General features: G+C 72.6%; 24 protein-coding genes. 12 read left to right on the forward strand and 12 right to left on the reverse strand.

Annotated elements, in window-relative coordinates:
- Positions 1–46: 46 nt before the first annotated feature.
- Both ACZ6JS_RS05905 and ACZ6JS_RS05910 read left to right on the forward strand, forming a co-directional pair.
- Positions 47–469: an organic hydroperoxide resistance protein gene (locus ACZ6JS_RS05905; protein WP_030027707.1), complete on the forward strand. Its 423-nt coding sequence runs from the start codon at positions 47–49 to the stop codon at positions 467–469.
- A 65-nt stretch (positions 470–534) separates the two neighbouring features.
- A complete protein-coding gene (locus tag ACZ6JS_RS05910) occupies positions 535–1335 on the forward strand; it encodes an EI24 domain-containing protein (RefSeq protein ID WP_469296058.1) in 801 nt (266 codons plus the stop codon).
- 15 nt (positions 1336–1350) lie between these two features.
- Here ACZ6JS_RS05910 and ACZ6JS_RS05915 read toward each other — a convergent pair whose 3' ends face one another.
- A complete protein-coding gene (locus tag ACZ6JS_RS05915; RefSeq protein ID WP_469296060.1) occupies positions 1351–2244 on the reverse strand; it encodes an NAD(P)-dependent oxidoreductase in 894 nt (297 codons plus the stop codon).
- 95 nt (positions 2245–2339) lie between these two features.
- Here ACZ6JS_RS05915 and ACZ6JS_RS05920 point away from each other — a divergent pair, with 95 nt between their 5' ends.
- The 3 genes from ACZ6JS_RS05920 (at position 2340) to ACZ6JS_RS05930 (ending at position 6157) form a co-directional block, all read left to right on the forward strand.
- Entirely contained in the window at positions 2340–2675 is a 336-nt protein-coding gene (locus ACZ6JS_RS05920; protein WP_469296061.1) for a winged helix-turn-helix transcriptional regulator, read from the forward strand.
- A 189-nt stretch (positions 2676–2864) separates the two neighbouring features.
- A complete protein-coding gene (locus ACZ6JS_RS05925) occupies positions 2865–4559 on the forward strand; it encodes a hypothetical protein (RefSeq protein WP_469296063.1) in 1695 nt (564 codons plus the stop codon).
- A gap of 14 nt (positions 4560–4573) precedes the next feature.
- Positions 4574–6157 (forward strand): DUF2142 domain-containing protein, encoded by a 1584-nt coding sequence (locus tag ACZ6JS_RS05930; protein ID WP_469296064.1) that lies wholly within the window; start codon positions 4574–4576, stop codon positions 6155–6157.
- A 16-nt stretch (positions 6158–6173) separates the two neighbouring features.
- On the opposite strand, the gene ACZ6JS_RS05935 is transcribed toward ACZ6JS_RS05930, so the two are convergent.
- Positions 6174–6890 carry a carbon-nitrogen hydrolase family protein gene (locus ACZ6JS_RS05935; protein ID WP_469296066.1) on the reverse strand — a complete coding sequence of 239 codons (717 nt, stop codon included), beginning with the start codon at positions 6888–6890 and terminating at the stop codon, positions 6174–6176.
- Between the two features lie 4 nt (positions 6891–6894).
- Positions 6895–7803, reverse strand: coding sequence for a LysR family transcriptional regulator (locus ACZ6JS_RS05940; RefSeq protein WP_469296068.1), 909 nt, complete (start codon positions 7801–7803; stop codon positions 6895–6897).
- A gap of 49 nt (positions 7804–7852) precedes the next feature.
- On the opposite strand from ACZ6JS_RS05940, the gene ACZ6JS_RS05945 reads away from it, so the two are divergent.
- Together ACZ6JS_RS05945 and ACZ6JS_RS05950 are read left to right on the forward strand one after the other, a co-directional pair.
- Positions 7853–8653, forward strand: a complete 801-nt coding sequence (locus ACZ6JS_RS05945) for an NAD(P)-dependent oxidoreductase (protein ID WP_469296069.1) — start codon at positions 7853–7855, stop codon at positions 8651–8653.
- A 64-nt stretch (positions 8654–8717) separates the two neighbouring features.
- The gene (locus ACZ6JS_RS05950) at positions 8718–9041 is read left to right on the forward strand and encodes a putative quinol monooxygenase (protein WP_469296071.1); all 324 of its coding nucleotides are present in this window, start codon (positions 8718–8720) and stop codon (positions 9039–9041) included.
- A gap of 21 nt (positions 9042–9062) precedes the next feature.
- Here ACZ6JS_RS05950 and ACZ6JS_RS05955 read toward each other — a convergent pair whose 3' ends face one another.
- Positions 9063–9653: a TetR/AcrR family transcriptional regulator gene (locus ACZ6JS_RS05955; protein WP_469296420.1), complete on the reverse strand. Its 591-nt coding sequence runs from the start codon at positions 9651–9653 to the stop codon at positions 9063–9065.
- 177 nt (positions 9654–9830) lie between these two features.
- Here ACZ6JS_RS05955 and ACZ6JS_RS05960 point away from each other — a divergent pair, with 177 nt between their 5' ends.
- The gene (locus tag ACZ6JS_RS05960; RefSeq protein WP_469296074.1) at positions 9831–12284 is read left to right on the forward strand and encodes a beta-glucosidase; all 2454 of its coding nucleotides are present in this window, start codon (positions 9831–9833) and stop codon (positions 12282–12284) included.
- Positions 12285–12371: 87 nt separating this feature from the next.
- Here ACZ6JS_RS05960 and ACZ6JS_RS05965 read toward each other — a convergent pair whose 3' ends face one another.
- Entirely contained in the window at positions 12372–13268 is an 897-nt protein-coding gene (locus ACZ6JS_RS05965) for an SGNH/GDSL hydrolase family protein (RefSeq protein WP_469296075.1), read from the reverse strand.
- Positions 13269–13516: 248 nt separating this feature from the next.
- Here ACZ6JS_RS05965 and ACZ6JS_RS05970 point away from each other — a divergent pair, with 248 nt between their 5' ends.
- Positions 13517–14011, forward strand: a complete 495-nt coding sequence (locus ACZ6JS_RS05970; protein ID WP_030841205.1) for a DUF3145 domain-containing protein — start codon at positions 13517–13519, stop codon at positions 14009–14011.
- Between the two features lie 73 nt (positions 14012–14084).
- Here ACZ6JS_RS05970 and fabF read toward each other — a convergent pair whose 3' ends face one another.
- The 5 genes from fabF to ACZ6JS_RS05995 form a co-directional block, all read right to left on the reverse strand.
- Positions 14085–15350, reverse strand: coding sequence for a beta-ketoacyl-ACP synthase II (gene fabF / locus ACZ6JS_RS05975; protein WP_076043578.1), 1266 nt, complete (start codon positions 15348–15350; stop codon positions 14085–14087).
- 79 nt (positions 15351–15429) lie between these two features.
- Positions 15430–15678 carry an acyl carrier protein gene (locus ACZ6JS_RS05980; RefSeq protein WP_030026030.1) on the reverse strand — a complete coding sequence of 83 codons (249 nt, stop codon included), beginning with the start codon at positions 15676–15678 and terminating at the stop codon, positions 15430–15432.
- Positions 15679–15733: 55 nt separating this feature from the next.
- A complete protein-coding gene (locus tag ACZ6JS_RS05985; protein ID WP_469296077.1) occupies positions 15734–16738 on the reverse strand; it encodes a beta-ketoacyl-ACP synthase 3 in 1005 nt (334 codons plus the stop codon).
- A 19-nt stretch (positions 16739–16757) separates the two neighbouring features.
- A complete protein-coding gene (locus ACZ6JS_RS05990) occupies positions 16758–17675 on the reverse strand; it encodes an ACP S-malonyltransferase (RefSeq protein ID WP_469296079.1) in 918 nt (305 codons plus the stop codon).
- A gap of 89 nt (positions 17676–17764) precedes the next feature.
- The gene (locus tag ACZ6JS_RS05995) at positions 17765–18982 is read right to left on the reverse strand and encodes a PucR family transcriptional regulator (RefSeq protein WP_469296081.1); all 1218 of its coding nucleotides are present in this window, start codon (positions 18980–18982) and stop codon (positions 17765–17767) included.
- Between the two features lie 92 nt (positions 18983–19074).
- Here ACZ6JS_RS05995 and ACZ6JS_RS06000 point away from each other — a divergent pair, with 92 nt between their 5' ends.
- Complete coding sequence (locus ACZ6JS_RS06000) at positions 19075–19731, forward strand: pirin family protein (protein ID WP_469296083.1); 657 nt, start codon at positions 19075–19077, stop codon at positions 19729–19731.
- Positions 19732–19835: 104 nt separating this feature from the next.
- Here the strand turns inward: ACZ6JS_RS06000 and ACZ6JS_RS06005 are convergent, their stop codons facing one another.
- A complete protein-coding gene (locus ACZ6JS_RS06005) occupies positions 19836–20654 on the reverse strand; it encodes a serine hydrolase domain-containing protein (protein WP_469296421.1) in 819 nt (272 codons plus the stop codon).
- Between the two features lie 79 nt (positions 20655–20733).
- Between ACZ6JS_RS06005 and ACZ6JS_RS06010 the strand changes: the two genes are divergently transcribed.
- Positions 20734–21156 carry a MerR family transcriptional regulator gene (locus tag ACZ6JS_RS06010; RefSeq protein WP_469296085.1) on the forward strand — a complete coding sequence of 141 codons (423 nt, stop codon included), beginning with the start codon at positions 20734–20736 and terminating at the stop codon, positions 21154–21156.
- Positions 21153–22175 (forward strand): aldo/keto reductase, encoded by a 1023-nt coding sequence (locus ACZ6JS_RS06015; RefSeq protein ID WP_469296087.1) that lies wholly within the window; start codon positions 21153–21155, stop codon positions 22173–22175. The genes ACZ6JS_RS06010 and ACZ6JS_RS06015 overlap by 4 nt, the downstream gene beginning before the upstream one ends.
- A 23-nt stretch (positions 22176–22198) precedes the next feature.
- On the opposite strand, the gene ACZ6JS_RS06020 is transcribed toward ACZ6JS_RS06015, so the two are convergent.
- A complete protein-coding gene (locus ACZ6JS_RS06020; RefSeq protein WP_469296422.1) occupies positions 22199–23050 on the reverse strand; it encodes a DUF4429 domain-containing protein in 852 nt (283 codons plus the stop codon).
- Positions 23051–23095 lie beyond the last annotated feature (45 nt).

Below are 23095 nucleotides of genomic sequence, written 5' to 3' on the forward strand. Positions count from 1 at the left end.
TGACCGTGGGCGCGAGTCGCGGCGATTACCAGGAGGAACATTCTTCATGTCCATCCAGCAGTCCGACGTCGCGTACACCGCCGTGGCCACCGCCGAGAACGGCCGCGACGGCCGCGTCGCCACCAGCGACGGCCGACTCGACGTCGTCGTGAACCCGCCCAAGGAGCTCGGTGGCTCCGGCGCCGGCACCAACCCGGAGCAGCTCTTCGCCGCCGGCTACAGCGCCTGCTTCCAGGGCGCCCTGGGCGTCGTCGCCAAGAACGTGAACGCCGACATCTCCGGCTCCACGGTCACCGCCGAGGTCGGGATCGGCAAGAACGACGAGGGCTTCGGCCTGATCGTCAAGATCTCCGCCGTGATCCCGAACGTGGACGCGGCCACCGCCAAGGAGCTCATCGAGAAGGCCCACGAGGTCTGCCCCTACTCCAAGGCCACCCGCGGCAACATCACCGTCGAGCTCGCCGTCTGATCCGGCAGCCGCACGCCGGAGGCCGCACCCCGATCGGGGTGCGGCCTTCGCCGTAGACTGACGCCATGCACGATCTTGCGGGGGGCTTCCGGTACCTGCTGGCCGGACAGCGATGGGTGTTGCGTCATGGCCGGTGGCTGGGCTTCGGGCTGCTGCCCGGGCTCCTCTCGTTCGCCCTCTACGTCGGCGCCCTCGTCGGGCTCGGCTACGGCGCCGACGACCTGACCGCCTGGGCGACCCCCTTCGCCGACGACTGGTCCGCCCCGTGGCTCGGCCTCTTCCGCGGCTTCCTCACCGCCCTGTTCTTCGGCCTCGGGCTCTTCCTCGGGGTGATCACCTTCACCGCCGTCACCCTGCTGATCGGCCAGCCCTTCTACGAGTCCCTCTCGGAGCAGGTCGACCTCAGCGAGGGTGGTGACGTCCCGCAGTCCGGCCTCCCGCTCTGGCGGGAGCTGTGGGTCTCGGCCCGGGACAGCGTGAAGGTGCTCGGACGGGTGGTGCTGTACGGCATCGTGCTCTTCGCCCTCGGCTTCGTCCCGGTGATCGGCCAGACCGTCGTCCCGGTGCTCGGGTTCTGCGTCTCCGGCTACTTCCTGACCCAGGAGCTCACCTCCGTGGCCCTCCAGCGCCGCAAGATGGAGCTGCCCGAGCGGCTGGTACTGCTGCGGTCCCGGCGGCTGCTGGTGCTGGGCTTCGGAGTGCCGCTGGTCCTGGCGTTCCTGGTGCCCCTCGTCGCGGTGCTCCTGATGCCCGGCGCGGTGGCGGGGGCCACGCTGATGGCGCGCGACCTCATGCGCACCGACGAGAGCCCGGCCGCCGAGGCCGCACCCGCCGGCTTCGGACCGCCCCCGCCCGCGTTCCCGTAAGCGCGCGGCAGCCCTTCAACGCCCCTTCGTCAGGAGCAGGAGGGCCCCCGCCGTGTCCTCCCCGCCGTGGGCGGCCGGGTCCGCCGTCAGCCGGCGGCGCATCAGATCCAGGTACGGGGAGATCAGCTCGGCGCTGACCCCCTGCTCCTCGGCGGTCCGCAGCAGGGTGCCGCTCGCCGCGACCTGCATGGCCAGGTTGGACACGACCCCGGTGGTGAAGTCCCGCGAAGTGAGCCGCTCGGCGGCGTTGCCGACGAAGAAGCCCATGGCGCCCAGCCACTCGGACAGCAGCGGCGCCAGGTCCTTCGGGGCGATGTTCTCGCCCTCGGTCAGCGCGTAGGCGTGCGAGATGCCGGCGAACAGCCCGTACATCGCGCTGAGCAGCGCCACGTCGTGCAGGGCCGCGTATCCGGGGTCCTCCCCGACGAAGCGGGCCGCGGCCGGGACCTCCAGCGCCCTGCGGTGGGTGTCGAAGAGGGCGCGCGAGCCGCTGTAGAAGACGTATCCGCCGGCCTCCGGTACGCCGATCATGTCGGGCGTGGCCATGATCCCGCCGTCCGTGTACCGGGCGCCGCGGGCCTCTGCCCAGGCGGCCCGGTCGCGGGCCTCCCCGGGCGTGCCGGTGGTGAGGTCGACGAGGTCCTTGCCGGTCAGGTCGATGCCGTCCAGGGTGGAGCGGACGCTGGCGTCGTCCAGCAGGCAGGTCACGACCAGCCCGTTCGCCGCGACCGCCGCAGCCGCGGTCGGGGCGACGACGGCACCCTCGGCGGCGAGCGGCCCGGCCTTGGCGGGGGTGCGGTTCCAGACGGTCAGGGAATGCCCGGCGGCGAGCCAGGTACGGGCGAGGGCGGTGCCCATGTCGCCGAGTCCGAGCAGGGTGAGCGATTTCCGCGGTGTGGTGTCGGTCATGGCGTTTAGCCTGGTTGCAGGCAGCGCGGTGCTCAAGTACGCACTTCGGAGTGGGTGGTTACTCCGAGGTGAGCGAGCAGATGGGAGGGTGCGCGATGGCGGTGACACGAAGGCCCGGTGCGGATCACTGCGGGATCGCCGCGGCGATGTCCGTGATCGACGGCAAGTGGAAGGTGTCGCTCTTGTGGGAGCTGGAGCAGCGCCCGCGCCGCTTCGGCGAGCTGCGCCGACTCGTCGCCGGGGTCTCCGAGAAGGTGCTCGCCGCCCAGCTGCGCGAGCTGGAGACCGACGGCATCGTGCACCGCGAGGTGTACGACGAGGTCCCGCCGCGCGTCGAGTACTCCCTGACCGCACTGGGCCAGGACCTGAACGCGGCCCTGGAGGCGCTCGGAGAGTGGGGTACGAAGCACCTGCTTCCGGATTCGGCCTAGGGCCACCGGGCCCCCGCCTTCCCATGGCGGGCCCGTAGTATGCATGGCAGCAAGTGCCAAGGCTGTCTCTCACTGCCCTTGAGTTCGCCCTGGCCCGGAGCTTCGGCGGGGGGCCGGAGTCGCGCAGCGGCTTGCCGAGCCACGACCGGCCACCGGGCCGAGGACCGACCAGCAGTAGGGACACAAGCAGTGACAGTCAGTACCGAGGGCATGGCGACCGTGCTGCCCCCGGGCGGACCGGCCGCGCCCGCCCGCCCGATACCGGCCGCCCGGCGGGGGATCGGCTCACGCGGCACGCTCCTGCTCCTCGAAGCCGTCGTCGCGTTCGCCGCGGCACTCGTGCTCCCGCTGCTCGCCCGCGGCTTCAAGCTCAACCCCCTGGACCGGATCGCGCAGGTCAGCGGCCTCGCCGCGATCCAGTTGCGGTTCGCGCTCACAGGTCTGCTCTTCATCGGCGTGGTGGCGCTGGCCGTGCGGCTGCGGGGTGGCCGGCACTTCGACCTGGCCGCCCGGTTCGCCTCCGCCGCCCTCGCCGGCCTGGCCAGCGGCTTCGTCGCTGCCGGTGCGGTTGTCGCCCTTCACGGGACGCCCTGGCCGATGTTCGGCCTCAACGGCGACAGCGGCCGCATCGTCGAATGGGCCCAGGCGGTGGCCAACGGCCGCCCCTCCGGCTCGCCGGTCTACCCGCCGGCCCCCCTGTACACCCTCGGTTATTACGCCGAGTGGTTCCGTGGCGGCAACACGGCGTACGCCTTCAAGGACCTCCAGATCCTCGGCGCCGCGGCGTTCGGACCGCTCGTCTACCTCTGCTGGCGCATGCTGCTCGGACCGGTCCGCGCCCTCGCCTTCGGCGTGGCCCCCGCCTTCGCGCTGATCGACGCCTACAAGCCGTACAGCCAGACCGTCCTCGTCGTGCTGGTCCCGGTCCTGGTCGCGCTGGTGGTGTCGCTGGGCCGCAGCGGCACGCAGGGCTGGCGGCCGCTCCTGCTCAAGGGCGCAGGGTTCGGCGCGCTGCTCGGCGTCATGTTCCTCACCTACTCGGGCTGGTTCCTGTGGAGCGCGGCGGGTGTGCTGTTCGCCGCACTGCTGTACTTCCCGTGGCGGGACGGCCGCCTCGGCCGGATCAAGGGCGCGGCCTTCCTCGGCGCCTCCCTGGCGGCGTTCCTCGTGGTCGCCGGGCGCTACCTGATGGTCATGCTGACCGAGGGGCAGACCACCAAGGACTACAACTTCCGGTTCGACAACTTCACCGACCCGGCGTACTACCTCATGTGGCGCACGGACATGCCCGGCAAGGTCGGCGAGTGGCCGCTGCCCGGCGAGTACGGCGGCGTCGGACTGTTCGCACTGGTCACCTTCGTCGGCCTGGGTGCCGCGATCTGGCTGGGCATGCGCAAGCCGATGGTGATCACCATCGCGGCGATGTTCATCAGCGCGTGGGTGATGCGCATGTACATCGCCTCGCACATGTACGAGACGCAGACCGTCCAGCTCTACACCCGCACCAACAACCAGCTGCTCTACTGCGGGCTGCTGCTGTGCGCACTGGTCGTCCACCTGGTCTCGCTGCGGATCGCCGCGCGCCGGCCGCAGCCCGACGCCGGAACCGGGCCGGACGGCGAGCCCACGGACGGCAGGGCGGGCGCCGGCCTCCCGGGCCGCGAAGGCGCGGTGATCGGGGCCCTGTGCGCCCTGCTGCTGCTCCTCGGCACCGTCTCCTCCTCCATGGCCGACCGCTACATGCCGGCCAAGGAGAACACGTACCGGATCCTGCCCTGGGTCTCGCACACCATCACGGAGCGGGACGGAAGCTGCCCGAAGTACGCGCCGGGCGGCACGTGCTCCAAGGACGGCGACCAGAGCTGGCTCGGCTTCATCCGATGACCTCCGGGGGACCGATGACTTCCGCACTGACGCGGCTGGCCGACTGGTCGGCCAGGACGCCCAAGCGGCTCTGGCTGATCTCCTTCGCTCTGTTCCTCACGCTCACGGGCTCGTGGGCGGCCGCCAGCCCCCTCGGCAGCTCCCCCGACGAGCATGCGCACTTCATCCGCGCCGCCGCCGTCGCCAGGGGCCAGATCGGCGGGACCGAGGTGATGGTCCCGCACACGGTGGCGGGCATCGAGGGACACTTCGCCGAGACCGGCGTGCAGCTCCCGGAGTGGTACCGCAACCTGCCCACGGTGCACGAGTGCTACTCGTGGCGCGAGGCGCAGCCCGCGTCCTGCGCCCCCTCGCTCGGCAACTCCGAGAAGATCGCGCAGGCCACCACGGCGGCCGGCCGCTACCACCCGGGCTACTACCTGGCGACCGGCTGGCCGAGCCTTCTGGCCGACGGCCCCAAGGGGCTGTACCTCATGCGCCTCATGTCGGCGCTGCTCTGCTCGGCGCTGCTGGCCAGTGCGGTGGTCACGGCCGCCGAATGGCGGCGGCGCGCGCCGGTGATGCTCGGCGTGTTCGCCGCGGCCACGCCGATGACGCTGTACATGTCCGGCATGGTCAACCCCAGTGGCGGCGAGATCGCCGCCGGGATCCTGGTGTGGACGGCCCTGCTGTCGATCGTCCTGTCGCCCGACCCCGTGCTGCTGAACCGCAGACTGGCCCGGCTGGGCATCGGCGGCCTGGTGCTGATCAACATCCGGCCGCTCGGACTGATCTGGTTCGGCGGGGCGGTCGTCTTCTGCCTACTGCTGGCGCAGCGGCGCGGGCTGCTGGGGCAGGTGCTGCGCCGCAAGGCCCTGTGGCTGTGGACGGTACTGCTGGGCCTGGCGACCGCCGGCGCGCTGCTCTGGGCGGCGGGGCACCCCGACAACTCGAAGATCGACATCCCCGATTCGCTGACCACGGGCGTCGCCGCGAAGAGGACCCTCGGCAACACCGAGGTCTACATCAAGCAGATGCTCGGCTTCTTCGGCTGGCTGGACACCCCCGCTCCGGCCCTCATGTACCTGGTGTGGATGGCGGTGCTCGCCACCGTCGTCGTGCTGGCGCTCGTGTACGGCCGCGCGCGCGACGTGGTGGCGGTGCTCGGCATGCTGGTGGCCGTCGTGATGGTGCCGGTGGTCGCGCAGGCGTCGCAGGCGGAGCGCATCGGCATGGTGTGGCAGGGCCGCTACCTGCTGCCCTTCGCCGTCGGGCTGCCGCTGATGGCCCTGGCCGTCTGCGCCACGCGCGCCCCGGAGCACGGCTTGCCCTGGCGGCGGCTGGTGGGCCTGTCCGTCGTCGGCCTCGCGCTGGCGAACCTGTCGGCCTTCTACTGGACGCTGCGCCGGTTCGCCGTCGGCACCAAGGGTTCGTGGGTGGCGACGTCGGCGCACTGGGCTCCGCCCGGCGGCTGGGCCCTGTGGACCTGTGTGTACGCGGTGGCTGCCGTCGCCGTCGTGCTGCCCGCACTGCTGCCCGACCGCGGGGACGCCGCCCGGCTCCCGGACCTCGGCACCCCGCGTCCGGGACGCCGCCGGCCGGTGCCCGAGCCCGCCTGACACACCCCGCCCGCCGTCAGACGGCGGTGCCGATCACGGCGGTCACCACCGACGGGGTCCGGTCGTCCGCCTCGGCGAGCAGGGCGCCGCCCGGGGCCCACACGGCCGAGCGGCCGCAGCCGGTCCACGGGCCCGCCGGGCCGACGTGGTTGGCGAGGACGACGTACAGGCCGTGCCGTTCCGCGATCCCCGGGTACACGGTGGCGCGCTCGCGGAGCCCGTCGCCGGTCCCGTACAGGGAGCTCGCCAGGTGGACCCGGCAGCCGTCGGCCGCGCCCCGGCCCGGCAGTTCGGGGAAGTGGTTGTCGTAGCAGACGCCGAGTGAGAAGCGCACCCCGTGGAGTTCGAAGCGCCCGTCGGCCGTGCCGGCCTCGAAGACGTCCTGCTCGTGCCGGAAGAGGTGCTGCTTGCGGTACGTCGTCACGTGCGCGCCGTGCGCGTCGTGGACCAGCGTCGCGATGGCGGGCCGCGGGCCCTCCCCGGGCAGGGCCACGTTGACGGCGGTGGCGATCCCGGCGGTGCGCAGCGGGTCCAGCCGGGGGTCGTCGGCGGCGGTCCACAGGCCGGGGTCGGCGGCCAGCGCGGCCGGCTCGTAGCCGGTGAGCGTGAACTCCGGGAACACCACCAGTGCGGCGCCCTGCTCACGGGCCGTCACGGCGAGGGCGGCGGCCCGCGCGGCGTTCGCCCGGACATCGGCGGGGACGCACGTCATCTGTGCTGCGGCGATCTTCACGGACTCAGGATGCCAACCCTTCCGCGGCCTCCTTCAGCAGGATCAGCAGGGCCGCGGCGGCCGGTGAGGGGGCGGTCCCGCGGGGGGTTGCCGCGTAGACCCCGCGGCGCGGGGTGTCGTCCGGGTGCAGCGGGACCAGCACGAGGTCGGGCCGTACGGAGGAGGCGGCGAGCTGCGGGACGAGGGTGACGCCCAGCCCGGCCGCGACGAAACCCTGCTTGGCGATCCAGTCCGCGGCGACGAAGCCCGTACGGGGGCGGAAACCGCTCGCCAGTGCGGAGTGCATGAGGGTCTCCTCGGGACGGGTGCCGGCGGCGATCCACTCCTCGTCGGCCAGTTCGGCCAGCCGCAGCCCGGTGCGTCCGGCGAGCCGGTGCCCGCTCGGCAGGGCGACGTACATCCGCTCGTCGAGCAGGTGGTGCGGGGTGCAGTCCCGGGGCGGCCGCCCGGAGGTGTCGGCGACGACGGCGAGGTCGAGTTCCCCGGTCGCGAGGAGGGCGAGGTGCTTTGCGGACGGACCCTCGGTACGGGTGAGCGAGACGGCCGGATGCCGGGCCCGGAAGGCGGCCAGCGCGCGCGGCAGCAGCGCGGCGTCCGCGGTGGAGAAGGAGCCGATCCGCAGCCGCCCGGCGCCCAGCGTGCGCAGCGCGTCGAGTTCGGCGCGGGCGGTGCGCAGCCGTTCGCCGACGGCTTCGGCGTGCGGGAGCAGGACGCGGCCGGCCTCGGTGAGGCGGACGCCGCGCGGGAGGCGGTCGAAGAGCGGGGCACCCCACTCGTCCTCCAGGGTCTGGATCTGCCGGGAGACGGCGGACTGGGTGTAGCCGAGGGAGCGGGCGGCGGCGGTGAAGGAGGCGAGGCGGGCCACGCGCAGGAAGACCTCGTACAGGCTGTGCGGAGTCGGCATGGCAGCCATGCTAGACATTCGCTTGTCGCATGAATGGCGTGGGCCTAGCGTCGTGGGCATGGACACCGCGCAGAAGATCGCATTCCTCGGCCTCGGCCACATGGGCGCCCCGATGGCCCGTCACCTGCTGTCCCTCGGACACGGGTTGACGGTGTGGAACCGGACGCCGGAGAAGGCGCGGCCGCTGGCGGAGGCCGGCGCCACGGTCGCCGCCACGCCCGCCGGGGCGGTCCGGGACGCGGACCTCGTCGTCACCATGCTGGCCGACCCGGCGGCCCTGCGGGCCGTCGCGGAGAGCGTGCTGCCGGCCCTGCGCCCCGGCGTCCACTGGATCGACACCTCGACGGTCGGGCCGGAGGCGGTACGGGAGCTCGCCGGGCGGCTGCCGGCGGGGGTGACGCTGACCGACGCGCCCGTGATGGGCAGCGTCGACCGGGCGGCGGCGGGGGAGTTGTGGGTGCTGGCGGGCGCCGACCCGCTGCCCGCCCCGGTCCGGCGGGTCCTCGACGCCCTCGGCGAGGTCACCGTGTGCGGTCCGGTCGGTTCCGGCGCGGCGCTGAAGCTGGTGCTGATCACCTCGGCGGTGGGCGGTGTGGCCCTGGTGGCCGAGGCGCTGAGGCTGGGCGGAGCCCTGGGCCTGCCGGAGGAACTCGTCCGCGCGCAGCTGGCCCGCGGACCGCTGGCGGGCGCGGTGGCGCGGGCGTACGCGGACGCCTCGCACTTCCCGATCGCCCTGGCCGCGAAGGACGTGGCCCTGGCCACGGTCCACGCGCCACTGCCGATCCTGGAGTCGGTCCATGCCGCGCTGACGTCCCGTCCGCACCTCGCGGCCCGGGACCTCTCCGCCTTGCGCTCCTGACCGGGGCGGGGCCCCGGGCCCGGAGTGCACCCGCGGTGTGGATCAGCCTGCATAAAATGCCGGTGTGATCTTCATTGTGGTGAAATTCCCCGTCAAGCCCGAATACGTCGACGCGTGGCCCGACAAGGTCGCGCCGTTCACGCGCGCCACCCGCGCCGAACCCGGAAACCTGTGGTTCGAGTGGTCGCGCAGCCTGGAGGAGCCGAACACCTACGTGCTGGTCGAGGCCTTCCAGGACGACGCCGCCGAAGCGCACGTCACCTCCGAGCACTTCGGTGCCGCGCTGGAGACCATGCGGCCGATGGTGGTCCGTACGCCCGAGATCGTCAGCACGACCATCGAAGGTGCGACCGGCTGGAGCCGGATGGGCGAGCTCCGGATCGACTAGCCGCCGGGTCGCGGACACCCCCTAAGGGCGGTCCCGACCCCCTTCCCGGCCCCGCAGCAGGGTCAGGAAGGCGCGGAAGGCGGCAGGCATGTCGACGGACTCGGGGGCCAGCAGCCACTGGTACTGGAGGCCGTCCATGACCGCCGTCAGCAGGGGGGCCGCCTGCTCCGGGGTGAGGCCCGAGGGCAGGCGGTCGCCGAACTCGGCCCGCAGTACCGCCGCCATCTCCGCCCGGACCTGTGCGTAGCGCTCGGTGAAGAACTCCCGGGCCGGGTGCCCGTCGGTGACGCTCTCGCCCAGCAGCGCCGAGAAGGTCTGCACGATGCCCGGCCGCATCGCGTTGTAGTCCACCAGCGAAGCCAGCAGGTCCAGGCGCCAGGTGTCCGCCGCGGCGCGCGAGCCGCCGCCCGTGTCCCACCGGTCGCGCTCCTCCAGCACCGCGACGAGCAGCGCCTCCTTGGTCGGGAAGTAGTGCAGCAGCCCCTGCTGGGTCAGGCCCACGCGCTCCGCGACCGCGCCCAGGGACGCCCCCCGGTAGCCGCGCTCCGCGATGACCTCGACGGCGGCGCGGACGATCTCCCCGCGGCGCTCCTCGCTCCTCGCCCTGGCCATCGCCATGGCACCCCTTCCGTCCACTCCTGTCGGCAGGACCGTAGGAGGACCGTACGACATTCATATGTCACGAACGTATAACAAACCCTACCGTCCGCCAGGGATCGGGTCCACGATGGGGGCGCCGCGCAGCGCCGCACCGCGCAACCGCACCGCTCTCGACGAGGAGACACGGCCGTGACCGACGCCGATCAGGTCCGCGATCAGATACGGGACGACGCCGTGGAGGCGGCGCTCGGCAAGCTCGATCTCGACACCAAGACCCTTCTGCTGGCGGGCCAGGACATGTGGTCCCTGCGCGCGATCCCCGCCATCGGGCTGAAGTCCCTGGTCATGTCCGACGGCCCCATCGGGGTGCGCGGCGTGCGCTGGACAGCCGACGACCCGTCCGTCGCCCTGCCCTCCCCGACCTCGCTCGCCGCCGCCTGGGACCCGGAACTCGCCCGCCGCGCCGGCCGGCTCCTCGCCCAGGAGGCCCGCCGCAAGGGCGTCCACGTCCTGCTGGCCCCCACCGTCAACCTGCACCGCTCCCCGATCGGCGGCCGGCACTTCGAGTGCTACTCCGAGGACCCGTACCTCACCGGGGCCATCGGCAGCGGCTACGTGAGAGGCGTTCAGGACGGCGGCGTCGGGACCACGGTCAAGCACTTCGTCGGCAACGACGCCGAGACCGACCGGTTCACCGTCGACAGCGTCATCGCCCCGCGCCCGCTCCGCGAGCTGTACCTGGCCCCCTTCGAGGCCATCGTCGCCAATGCCCACCCGTGGGGCATCATGACCGCCTACAACCAGGTCAACGGCACGACGATGACCGCGCACCGCCACCTGGTGAACGAGGTCCTGCGCGGCGAGTGGGGCTTCGACGGCTGCAACGTCTCCGACTGGATGGCCGGCCGCTCCACCACCGGCGACATCCGGGGCGGCATGGACGTGGCCATGCCCGGCCCGACCACCGTCTACGGACCCGCCCTCGCCGAGGCCGTCCGCGCCGGCGAGGTCATCGAGTCGGCCGTCGACGACGCCGTGCGCAACGTCCTGCGCCTCGCCGCCCGCGTCGGGGCGCTGGAGGGCGCCCCCGCCGCCGTCGAGACCCTCCCGGCCCCGCTCGACGGACAGGCGCTGGCCCGGGAGCTCGCCGCCCGCGGGTCCGTCCTCGTGCGCAACGAGGACGGACTCCTGCCGCTGGACGCCTCCTCCGGGCGCACCGTCGCCCTCCTCGGGGCCGCCGCGCGCGACGCTCGGGTGCTCGGCGGCGGCAGCGCCACCGTCTTCCCCGAGCGGGTCGTCTCGCCGCTCGACGGCCTCGCCGCGGCCCTCCCGGAGGGGTCCCTGACCTATGCCGTCGGGGCCGACCCCTCCGAGGAGCCCACCCCCGCCGACAAGGGGTTCGAGCTCGTCGCCGTGTGCCGTGACGCCTCCGGGGCCGTCCTCGGCGAGGGCGGTCTCCCCACCGGCCAGGTCCGGTGGATCGGTGACGACCTGCCCGCGGGCGCCACGTACGAGACGATCGCGAGCATCGAGGTCCGCGGCACGTTCGTGCCGCGCGAGAGCGGCGAGCACACCTTCGGCACCCGCGGACTCGGCGCCTTCTCCCTCGCGGTCGGCGGACGGCACCTGTGGAGCGGCGTCCAGGAGATGGGCGACGAGGCCGACCCCTTCGAGGCCTTCTTCGGGACGCCCGGCGAGCGAGCCCGCGTCACTCTCGCCGAGGGCAAGCCCGTCGAGGTGTCGCTGACCTACCGGGTCCCCGACATGACCGCGCTGCCGCTCAAGGCGATCGTGTTCTCGCTGCTCCACCTCGGCCCGCGGCGCGACCCCGACGATCTGATCGCCGAGGCGGTGGAGGCCGCCCGGGCCGCCGACACCGCGGTCGTGGTCGTCGCCACGACCGAACGCGTCGAGTCCGAGGGCTTCGACCGCGCCGACCTCGCCCTTCCGGGCCGCCAGGACGACCTGGTGCGGGCCGTCGCCGCCGTCAACCCGAACACCGTGGTCGTCGTCAACGCCGGCTCCCCGGTGGAGCTCCCGTGGCGCGAGGACGTCGCCGCCGTCCTGCTCACCTGGTTCCCCGGGCAGGAGGGCGGAGCCGCCCTGGCCGACGTGCTCCTCGGCGAGGCGGAGCCGGGCGGCCGGCTGCCCACCACCTGGCCGGCCCGGCTCGCGGACGCACCCGTCACCGCCGTCGTCCCCACCGACGGGCGGCTGGAGTACGGCGAGGGCCTCTTCATCGGCTACCGGGCCTACGAGAGGCAGGGCGTCGTCCCCGCTTACCCCTTCGGGCACGGCCTCGGCTACACCGACTGGGCGTACGAGTCGCTGGAGGCCGGCCCCGACGCCGTACGGGTCCGCGTCACCAACACCGGCACCCGGCCCGGCCGCGAGGTCGTCCAGGTCTACCTGGCGCCCCTGGAGGACACCGTGGAGCGTCCGGCGAGCTGGCTCGCCGGCTTCGCCGGCGTCGCCGCGGGCCCCGGCGAGAGCGTCGAGACCGAGATCCCGCTGCCCGCCCGGGCCTTCGAGATCTGGGACGAGGAGGCCCGCGGCTGGCGCCGGATCGGCGGCGCCTACGAGGTCCGCGTGAGCCGCGCGCACGGCGACACCCGGCTGACTGCGACGCTCGACATCACGTGACACGCCGTATGGCCGGAAAGCACCCCTGAAAGCCGGTCCGGGGGCGGGACCTGACACCCGCTCCCGGCCCCTGCGCGCACGGCAGCGTCAACGCGGCGGCTGCGCCGCCGTCACCTGGCGGTGCGCCAGTTCCGCCAGCCGCGCCTGCCCGTCCCGGCCCGGGTGGAACCAGTCCCAGCGGCTCAACTGCTCCGCGGCGAAGGGGTACTGGAACACCGCGCCGCCGTCGTAGCGGCACAGCGGGTCCTTTCCGCAGACCTCGCGCAGCACCTCGTTGTACTCGACCACCCGCGCCCGCACCTGCTCGCGCCGCGCCGTGGCCCCCGTGGCCAGCGACAGCGGATCGGCCAGCATCGACTGGCAGATGCCCAGCTTCCAGACCTGGCGCACCATCGGGAGGTCCTTGCCCTGCTCCCACAGCCGTTGCAGGTCGGGCACGCTGGAGACGTACACCTGGGAGGCCGGGGAGGCGGCCCGCAGCTGGGCCAGGGCCTGTTCGAAACCGGACCGGAACTCCGCCACCGGGGTCATGGACGAAGCGGTGGGCCGGCAGGCGTCGTTCGACCCCACCATCACCGTGACCAGGTCGGGCTTGTGCGCGGCGGCCGCCGTCAGCTGGCCCGGCAGGTCCGCCATCCGCGAGCCGGTCACCGCGTAGTTCCAGCTGCGCTCGGGCACCGCGGAGTCCCCGAGCAGCCGGGCGGCGAGGGAGCGGACGGCGGGGTCGCTGCCGGTGGCCCAGGAGACCTCGGGGCAGTCGGCGAGGACCGAACAGGCGTCGAAACCACGTGTGATGGAGTCGCCGACGGCCGCGATCGAGGCGGGTGCCGTGTTCCACCGGGGAGCCGACTGCGCCCCGCCCTCGCCCGGGTCGGCCGCCCCGCCCGACTGGCACCCTGTCAGGGCCCCGGCCAGCAGCGCGACCGCCGCGCCCGCACCCGCCAGAGCACGGCGCGCGCGGCGGCGGGGAGCGGTGGTGCGCATGGGAAGGACCCTCCTTGTGGCCCCCACGCCGTTCGGGGGGTCCTGCTGAGTGAAAGCTCTGTGTTTACCGGCCTCGGAGCGACCGTACGTCACACCAGGACCCCTGGCGCACGGTAGCTTTTTCCCGTGGCGTTTCGGCCGCAGGTCCCGTTGCGCAATGTCAAATAATTTCCGTTACATTACATCACGTCACAAACTGTCCGTTTTCTGGAGTTTATTCCCGACCTCGTCCACCACTGGAGGTCCCGGTGACGACACGTGGAGTTCTGTACGTGCATTCCGCACCGCGCGCGCTCTGCCCGCACGTGGAATGGGCCGTAGCGGGCGTGCTCGGGGTGCGGGTGAACCTCGACTGGATCCGGCAGCCCGCCTCCCCGGGCACCTGGAGAGCCGAGTTCTCCTGGCAGGCCGAAGCGGGCACCGCCTCGAAACTCGCCTCCGCGCTGCGCGGCTGGCACCTGCTGCGCTTCGAGGTGACCGCGGAGCCCTGTCCGACCGCCGAGGGCGAGCGCTACAGCTCCACACCGGAGCTCGGCATCTTCCATGCCGTCACCGGCCTGCACGGCGACATCCTGATCCCGGAGGACCGGCTGCGCGCCGCACTGGCCCGGTCCTCGCGCGGCGAGACCGACCTGGAGGCGGAGATCGCCAAGCTGCTCGGCAAGCCCTGGGACGACGAACTGGAGCCCTTCCGCTACGCGGGCGAGGGCGCCCCGGTCCGCTGGCTCCACCAGGTGGTCTGACCGGCGGCACGGCCGGGTGGAACGTGAGGGGCCCCGCACGGCGACTACCGTGCGGGGCCCCTCACATGGCGGATCAGACGCTTCGGAAGGCGAGCGTCACGTTGTGGCCGCCGAAGCCGAAGGAGTTGTTGATCGCGGAGATCGGGCCGTCGGCCGGCAGCTTGCGCGGCTCGTCCCGGACGATGTCCGCGTCGATGTCGTCGTCGAGCGCGTCGACGTTGATCGTCGGCGGGGCCAGGCGGTGGTACAGCGCCAGCACCGTCGCGACCGTCTCGATGCCGCCCGCGCCGCCCAGCAGGTGACCGGTCATCGACTTGGTCGCGGAGATCGCGATGTGGTCGAGGTCGTCGCCCAGGACCTTGCGCAGGGCCTTGATCTCGGCCGTGTCACCCTGCGGGGTGGACGTGGCGTGCGCGTTGACGTGGACCAGCTCGGCCGGGTCGAGACCCGTGTTGTCGAGCAGGTTCTGCACCGCGGCCGCGACACCGCGGCCGGTCGGCTCGGGCTGCGCGATGTGGTGGCTGTCCGCGGACAGGCCCTGGCCCAGCACCTCGCAGTAGACCCGGGCGCCGCGCTTGGCGGCGTGCTCGGCCGACTCCAGGATGACGACGCCCGCGCCCTCGCCGAGCACGAAGCCGTCACGGGCCTTGTCGTACGGACGGGAGGCCGTCTCGGGGCTCTCGTTGTTCTTCGACATCGCCATCATGTTGGCGAAGGCGGCGATCGGCAGCGGGTGGATCGCGGCCTCGGTGCCGCCCGCGACGACCACGTCGGCGCGGCCGGTGCGGATCATCTCGACGGCGTAGCCGATGGCCTCGGCTCCGGACGCGCAGGCGCTGACCGGAGTATGCACGCCCGCCTGGGCGTTGACCTCGAGGCCGACGTTGGCCGACGGGCCGTTCGGCATGAGCATGGGGACGGTGTGCGGGGAGACCCGGCGCACGCCCTTTTCCTTCAGCACGTCGTACTGGTCGAGCAGAGTGGTGACGCCGCCGATGCCGGAGGCGATCACGGTGCCCAGGCGGTCGGGCGCGACGGACTCGTCCTCGCCCGCCGGAGCGGTGTAGCCGGCGTCGGCCCACGCCTCGCGGGCCGCGATGACGGCGAACTGCGCCGAGCGGTCCAGCTTGCGGGCCAGCGGCCGGGGCAGGACCTCACTCGGGTCCACGGCGACCGGGGCGGCGATGCGTACCGGGAGTTCGGCGAAGCGCTCGCCCTCCAGGGGCTTGACGCCGGAGCGGCCGGCGAGCAGACCTTCCCAGGTCGAAGCGCTGTCGCCACCCAGCGGAGTGGTTGCGCCGATACCGGTGACGACCACGGTGCGATTGGTCGGGCTCACAGGAATTCTTTCTCCACGTCTCAGAGGGTGCTGAATTGTCACGGCGCCACCGCCGGGTGGCGACAAACGCTCGTCAGGCTCAGGCCTGGTGCTTCAGGATGTATTCCGCGGCGTCGCCGACCGTCTTGAGGTTCTTGACGTCCTCGTCCGGGATCTTGACGTCGAAGCGCTCTTCGGCGGCGACGACGACCTCGACCATGGACAGGGAGTCGACGTCCAGGTCGTCGGTGAAGGACTTGTCGATCTCGACGTCCTCGACCGGGATGCCCGCGATCTCGTTGACGATCTCGGCGAGGCCCTCGACGATCTCCTGCTGCGTGGCGGCCATGTGGCGCTCCTTCTCTGGGTAACTGGGTAGAAAGACCGGGATGTGGATCCCGGCCCTAGGGGAGGGTAACGACCGTCGCGGCGTAGACGAGCCCCGCCCCGAAGCCGATGACGAGCGCGGTGTCGCCGCTCTTCGCCGCTCCGGTCGCCAGGAGCCGCTCCATGGCGAGCGGGATCGAGGCGGCCGATGTGTTGCCGGTGGTCTCGACGTCCCGGGCGACCGTGACGTGATCCGGCAGCTTCAGAGTCTTCACCATCGAGTCGATGATCCGCATGTTCGCCTGGTGCGGGATGAAGACGTCCAGGTCGTCCGCGGTGATCCCGGCGGCGTCGAGCGCCTGCTGGGCCACCTTGGCCATCTCGAAGACGGCCCAGCGGAAGACCGCCTGCCCCTCCTGCGTGATGGCCGGGAACTTCTCTCCGGCGTCCTTGCCGAGGTACTCGTCCCACGGCACGGTCTGCTTGATCGTGTCGGACTTGTCGCCCTCCGAGCCCCACACGGTGGGGCCGATGGCCGGCTCGTCCGAGGGCCCGACGACGACGGCGCCGGCGCCGTCGCCGAACAGGAAGGCCGTCGCGCGGTCCTCGAGGTCGGTGAGATCCGAGAGCCGCTCCACGCCGATGACGAGGACGTACTCGGCGGACCCCTCCACCACCATGCCCTTGGCGAGGGTCAGGCCGTAGCCGAAACCGGCACAGCCCGCGGAGATGTCGAAGGCGGCGGGCTTGACCGCGCCGACCCGGTGCGCGATCTCGGTAGCGACCGCCGGGGTCTGCTTGAAGTGCGAGACCGTGGAGACGATCACCGCACCGATCTGCTCGGGAGCGACACCGGCGTCGGCCAGCGCCTTGCCCGAGGCCTCCACCGACATCGCGGCGACGGTCTCCTGGGGCGAGGCCCAGTGCCGGGTCGCGATGCCGGACCGGGAGCGGATCCACTCGTCGGAGGAGTCGATGGTCTCGAGGATGACCTCGTTGGGCACCACACGGGTCGGGCGGTAGCCGCCGACGCCGAGGATGCGGGCGTACGGGGAGCCCTTGGCCGGCTTGATCTTGGACATGCTGTGTGGGCTCCTTCTCTCAGGCCGTCAGTTCGGCGACCAGCGCCGCGGCCTTCTCGAGATCGTCCGGGGTCTTCAGCGCCACGCTCGGCACGCCCTTCAGCGCGCGCTTGGCCAGACCCGTCAGGGTGCCGCCGGGGGACAGCTCGATGATCCCCGTGACGCCCAGCTCGGCGAACGTCTCCATGCACAGGTCCCAGCGGACCGGGTTCGCGACCTGGCCGACCAGGCGGGCGACGACGTCGGCGCCCGTGGCGACGACGAGGCCGTCCTTGTTCGAGACGTACTTCACGGCCGGGTCGGCCGGGGCGAGGGCCTCGGCGGCCTTCTCCAGTTCGGCGACCGCGGGGGCCATGTGGTGCGTGTGGAAGGCGCCCGCGACCTTGAGGGGAACGACCTTCATGGAGCCCTCGGGCTTGTCGGCCTGGAGGGCTTCGATCTGCTCCATCGTGCCGGCGGCCACGATCTGGCCCGCGCCGTTGATGTTGGCCGGGGTCAGGCCGAGCTTCTCGAGGTGTGCGACGACGACGGCGGGTTCCCCGCCGAGCACCGCGGCCATGCCCGTCTCCCTGACGGCGGCGGCCTCCGCCATGCCCAGCCCGCGGGTCCGGACGAACGACAGCGCGTCCTTCTCGGGCAGCACACCGGCGATGGCCGCAGCGGTGATCTCACCGACGCTGTGGCCGGCGACGGCGCCGAAGACCGAGGTGGAACCCAGCGCTGAGGCGGACAGCAGACCGGCGGCGACCAGCAGGGGCTGGGCGACCGCGGTGTCGCGGATCTCCTCGGCGTCGGCCGTCGTGCCGTAACGGGCAAGATCCAGCTTGATGGCGTCGGACCACTCGGCGACGCGGTCAGCGGCACCGGGGAGGTCGAGCCAGGGAGTCAAGAAGCCGGGCGTCTGAGCGCCTTGGCCGGGAGCGACGAGTACGAGCACCCTCACACTCTCTCTTGTGGATGGTCCCTGCCGCCCGTGGGGACAGGGACCAAGAACCGTCGGGGTAATTGTTGATGTCCCACAAAAGTCTAGGACTGGGTATCACCGTCGGCCAGACGCCCCAGAATCAGGGCGATCCGCAGCGTGAACGCCGACCGCACATCGGACGGCGACCATCCGGTGACGTCGGTCACACGTCGCAGCCGGTAGCGCACCGTATTGGGGTGCACGAACAGCATCCGAGCCGCCCCTTCCAAGCTGCTCGCCTGCTCCAGATAGACACTCAGCGTCTCCAGCAGTGCCGACCCCGCCTCCTCAAGCGGTCTGTAGATCTCCTCCACCAGCTGTTCCCGGGCTGCCGGATCGGAGGCGATCGCGCGTTCCGGCAGGAGATCATCCGCCAGTACCGGCCGCGGAGCGTCCTGCCACGCCGTACAGGCCTTGAGTCCGGCCGCCGCGGCCTGCGCCGACTTCGTCGCGTTCAGCAGGTCGGCCACCACCGGTCCGGCCACCACCGGACCCGCCGCGAACGGCCCGATCAGGGACTTCGCCACCTGCATCGGGTTGTCGCTGCCGCCCGCGATGACGACCAGACGGTCCCCGAGCACACCCGTCAGGACCTGGAGCTTGTGATGGCGGGCCGCCCTGCGAATGGCCTCGACGGTGAGTTCGCTGTCGCCCTCCGGCGCCGTGCCGAGCACCACGCACACGTGCTCCGGCGAGTTCCAGCCCAGCGCCGCCGCCCGCGACAGCGCTCCCTCGTCGGCCTCGCCGGACAGCACCGCGTTGACGACCAGGGACTCCAGCCGGGCGTCCCACGCGCCGCGCGCCTCGGCGGCCTGCGCGTACACCTGCGCCGTCGCGAAGGCGATCTCCCGCGCGTACACCAGCAGCGCCTCGCGCAGGATCGACTCGTCGCCGGGGGCCGCCACCTCCTCGATCGCGGTCTCCATGACCTCGATCGTGGTGCGGACCATCTCGACGGTCTGACGCAGGGTGATCGCCCGGGTCAGCTCGCGCGGAGCCGTACCGAAGACGTCCGTGGAGATCGCCTGGGGAGTCTCCGGATGCCGGAACCACTCGGTGAACGCGGCGATACCGGCCTGCGCGACCAGGCCGATCCACGAACGGTTCTCGGGTGGCATCGCCCGGTACCACGGCAGGGTCTCGTCCATGCGCGCGATCGCGTTGGCCGCGAGGCGGCCGGAGGACTTCTCCAGGCGGCGCAGCGTCGCGGAGTGCGGATGGGCGGGAGCGGGATGCGCGGAGTGGGTGGCGGGCGAATGCTCACGTTCGGGTTGGGGCACGGGACAAGACTGCCTTATCGGGAACGCTGCGCCGAGCCCGGTCCCGTGTCCGGGCCCGGCTCCGCAGCACCGCTGGGACTACCGTGGCCCTCATGATTGATGTACGCCGTGGCGCCGACCGGTACGAGGGAGGGGACCCGGCAGCCGGGATCACCACCCGGCACGCCTTCTCCTTCGGGTCCTTCTACGACCCGGACAACCTGCGCTTCGGCCCCGTCCTCGCCTGCAACGAGGAAACCCTCGCGGCCGGCGCCGGCTTCGACGAGCACCCGCACAGCCACACCGAGATCGTGACCTGGGTGATCGACGGCGAACTCACCCACCAGGACAGCACCGGCGAGAAGAGCACCGTCGGGCCCGGGGACGTGCAGCGGCTCAGCGCCGGATCCGGGGCGCGCCACGTGGAGCGCAACGACGGCGAGCGGCCGCTGCGCTTCGTGCAGATGTGGCTGTCGCCGCTCACTGCGGGCGGCGATCCCTCGTACGAAGTGCTGAGGGGCGTCCCCGACGGCACGCCCTACGAGGTGCCCGCGGCCGGCGCCGCCCTGCACGTACGGCGTCCCGGCGCGGGCGAGCGGGTCGCCGTGCCGGCCGCCGAGCGGGTCTACCTGCACGTCGTGCGCGGGGACCTGCGCCTGGACGGTGCGGAGCTGGGCCCCGGGGACTCGGCGCGGATCACCGCCGAGGAGGGACTCGAGATCGTCGCCGGGTCCCCGGGGGAGTTGCTGATCTGGGAACTGCCGGCCTAGCCCGGGCAACGCGGCATCACGCGGGGTGGGCCGGCACCTCGCGGGCTACGCGGCACCACGTGGACTACGCGGGACTACGCCGGACTACGCGGGACTACGCCGGACTACGCGGAGCGGAGCTCGGCCAGGACCGCGTCGGTGAACGGGGTCCAGGCCTCGACCGCCCACGGGCCGAAGGGCCGGTCGGTCAGCGCCACGCACGCGGCGCGGGCGTCCGGGTCCACCCACAGGAAGGTGCCGGCCTGGCCGAAGTGGCCGAAGGTGCGCGGGGAGGAGGTCAGGCCGGTCCAGTGCGGGGACTTGCCGTCGCGGATCTCCATGCCGAGGCCCCAGTCGTTGGGGGACTGGCTTCCGTAACCCGGCAGGACGCCCTTGAGGCCGGGGTGGACGACCGAGGTGGCCTCGGCGACCGTGCGGACGTCGAGCAGTCGGGGCGCCTGGAGTTCGGCCGCGAAGCGCAGCAGGTCGGAGACGGTGGAGACGCCGTCCTTGGCGGGCGACCCGTCCAGGGTGGTCGACGCCATGCCCAGCGGCTCGAAGACCGCCTGGTGCACGTACTCCGCGAAGGGGATGCCAGTGGCCTTGGCGATGTGGTCGCCGAGCACCTCGAAGCCCGCGTTCGAGTACAGCCGGCGCGTACCGGGCGCGGCCATCGCGCGGTGCTCGTCGAACGCCAGGCCGCTGGTGTGCGCGAGCAGATGACGGACCGTCGCCCCCTCGGGCCCGGCCGGCTCGTCCAGTTCGACCGCCCCTTCCTCGTGGGCCACGAGGGCGGCGTACGCGGCGAGCGGCTTGGTGACCGACGCCAGCGCGAAGCGGTGGTCGACGGGTCCGTGCGAGCCGGCGAGGCTCCCGTCGGCGCGTACGACGGCCGCGGCGGCGGTGTCCACCGGCCAGGTCTCGATGATCCGCAGGGTTTCCATGCCGCTCGCGGCCTCCTTGCTGTCCATGCGGCCGAGCCTACTTGCTTGGAGTGCGCTCAAGGGTTTTAGCGTGGGGGCCATGAGCCAGAGCCAAAGCCTGAGCCAAAGCCGGGCCCTGACGCAGGCGCGGTACACGATCAGCGAGGTGGAGGCCCGGACCGGTCTGAGCCAGCACACACTGCGCTGGTACGAGCGGATCGGCCTGATGCCGCACGTGGACCGCTCCCACTCGGGCCAGCGCCGCTTCACCGACAAGGACCTCGACTGGCTGCGTTTCGTGGGCAAGCTGCGCGCCACGGGGATGTCGGTGGCCGACATGGTCCGCTACGCCGAGCTGGTCCGCGAGGGCGAGCACACCGTCGAGGAACGCCGTGAGCTGCTGGAACGGACACGGAGCGAGGTGCGGGCCCGGATGGCCGAGCTGACGGACGCACTGGCCGTACTGGACTACAAGATCGACATGTACGCGATGAAGACGGTTTCGGGGAAGGGACGGCAATGACGGAGTACGCAGACACACTGGAGCAGGCCGAGCTCGGCAGGGGCGGCCCCGCGGTCGGCGTCCAGGGCCTGGGCTGCATGGGCATGAGCGAGTTCTACGGGGACACCGACGAGGCGGCCGCCCGGGAGACCCTGGAGGCGGCGCTGGCCGCGGGGGTCACCCTCTTCGACACGGCGGACGTCTACGGCCGCGGCCGCAACGAGGAGTTCCTGGCCCCGTTCGTCGCCGCGCACCGGGGCGACATCACCCTGGCGACGAAGTTCGCCATGGTGCGCAACGACGACCCCGCCTTCCGGGGCGTCCGCAACGACCGCGCTTACCTCCGCGCCGCCGTCGAGGGCAGCCTGCGCCGGCTCGGAGTGGATGTCATCGACCTCTACTACATGCACCGGCGCGACCCGGCCGTGCCGCTCGCCGAGTCGGTGGGCGCCATGGCGGAGCTGGTGCGGGAGGGCAAGGTGCGCCATCTCGGGCTGAGCGAGGTCACCGGCGCGGAGCTGCGCGAGGCGCACGCCGTGCACCCGATCGCGGCGCTGCAGTCGGAGTGGTCGCTGTTCAGCCGGGACGTGGAGCGCAGCGCGGTGGCCGCGGCGGCGGAGCTGGGCGTGGCGTTCGTGCCGTACTCCCCGCTCGGCCGGGGCTTCCTGACCGGGGCCTTCGCGGACGCGTCCGCGGAGCTGTCGCAGAACGACTTCCGGCGCCACCAGCCGCGGTTCACCGGCGACAACGCGAGGACCAACGCGGCGCTGCTGGCCCCGGTCCGGGAGATCGCGGAGGCGCGGGGTGCGAGTGCCGCGCAGATCGCCCTCGCCTGGGTGCAGCAGCGCGCGGTGGTGCACGGGCTGACCGTGGTCCCGATCCCGGGGACCCGCCGGGCGGAGCGGCTGCGCGAGAACATCGCGGCGACCCGGATCACCCTGGCGCCGGCGGAACTGGCACTGCTGGAGCCGATCGCCGCGCAGGTCGCCGGGGACCGCTACCCGGACATGACCTCCACCTCGGCGGCCCGGGAGGCGTAGGCCACCTCGGTCCCGCGACACGCCTACCGGGGTTCGGCGGTGAAGCGGTCCCGGAGGGTGGCGTACTCGCCGTCGGTCAGGAGGCCGGCCGAGTAGAGCTCGCCGAGGTGCCGCAGCCGTTCGTCGCCGGAGCGGCCGCGGGCGGCGGCGACCGGGGTGCGGCTGCGCGTGGCGGCGAGGACGGCCGCGGCGAACGGCAGCGACTCGTGGACCGCCCCGTAGCCCACGCCGAAGACGGCCGTCGCGAGGTCGTGGTCCGGTCGGGGGTCGGCCGGGGTCGGCCGGGGCTCCCGCAGCAGCAGCCGCAGGTGCCCGCCGGTGCCGCCCGGGGAGCGCCACTCGACGCCGGTGAGCTCGGCCAGCGGGTACTGCTGGTCGCCCGCCTTCCACTTCGTGCCGGTGGCGCCGGTGCGCGACCAGTGGAAGGCGACCGAGGAGCCGTCGAAGCCCACCCGGGCGTCGTACGCCTTCAGCTGGAGCGGCGGCTGCGGTACGTCGACCAGGAAGCGCGGGGCCGGCTCGGCGGCGTCGGGCCCGAGCTGCGCGCGCAGGGCGGCGGCGAACGCGGCGGCGGACGTCGCCCGGTCGCCCGGCAGCACCATCCGGTACGGGTCGCACGCTTCCTTCAGCTGGCCGGCGGCGGCCTCCATCAGCGGATCCGCGCCCGGGCGCGGGACGGCACGCAGAACCACCGTGCCCCGCCTTCCGGCGGTCACGGTCACAGCGGACACCGCTTCCAGGGGGATCCGGCGCGAACCCAGCGCTTGCCACAGTCTTGGCGCCCGCATCCCCCGTGCGAAGCGGATGAGCACCGAGTCCGAGTCGAACTCCCAGACGGCATGGTTTCCGGCCAGTACGTCACCCATGCGCCACATGGTAAAGGGAGCCACCCCCGTGCGTCCCCCTCGATGCAGTGGCCG

Source organism: Streptomyces sp. NPDC046349 (assembly GCF_055587885.1).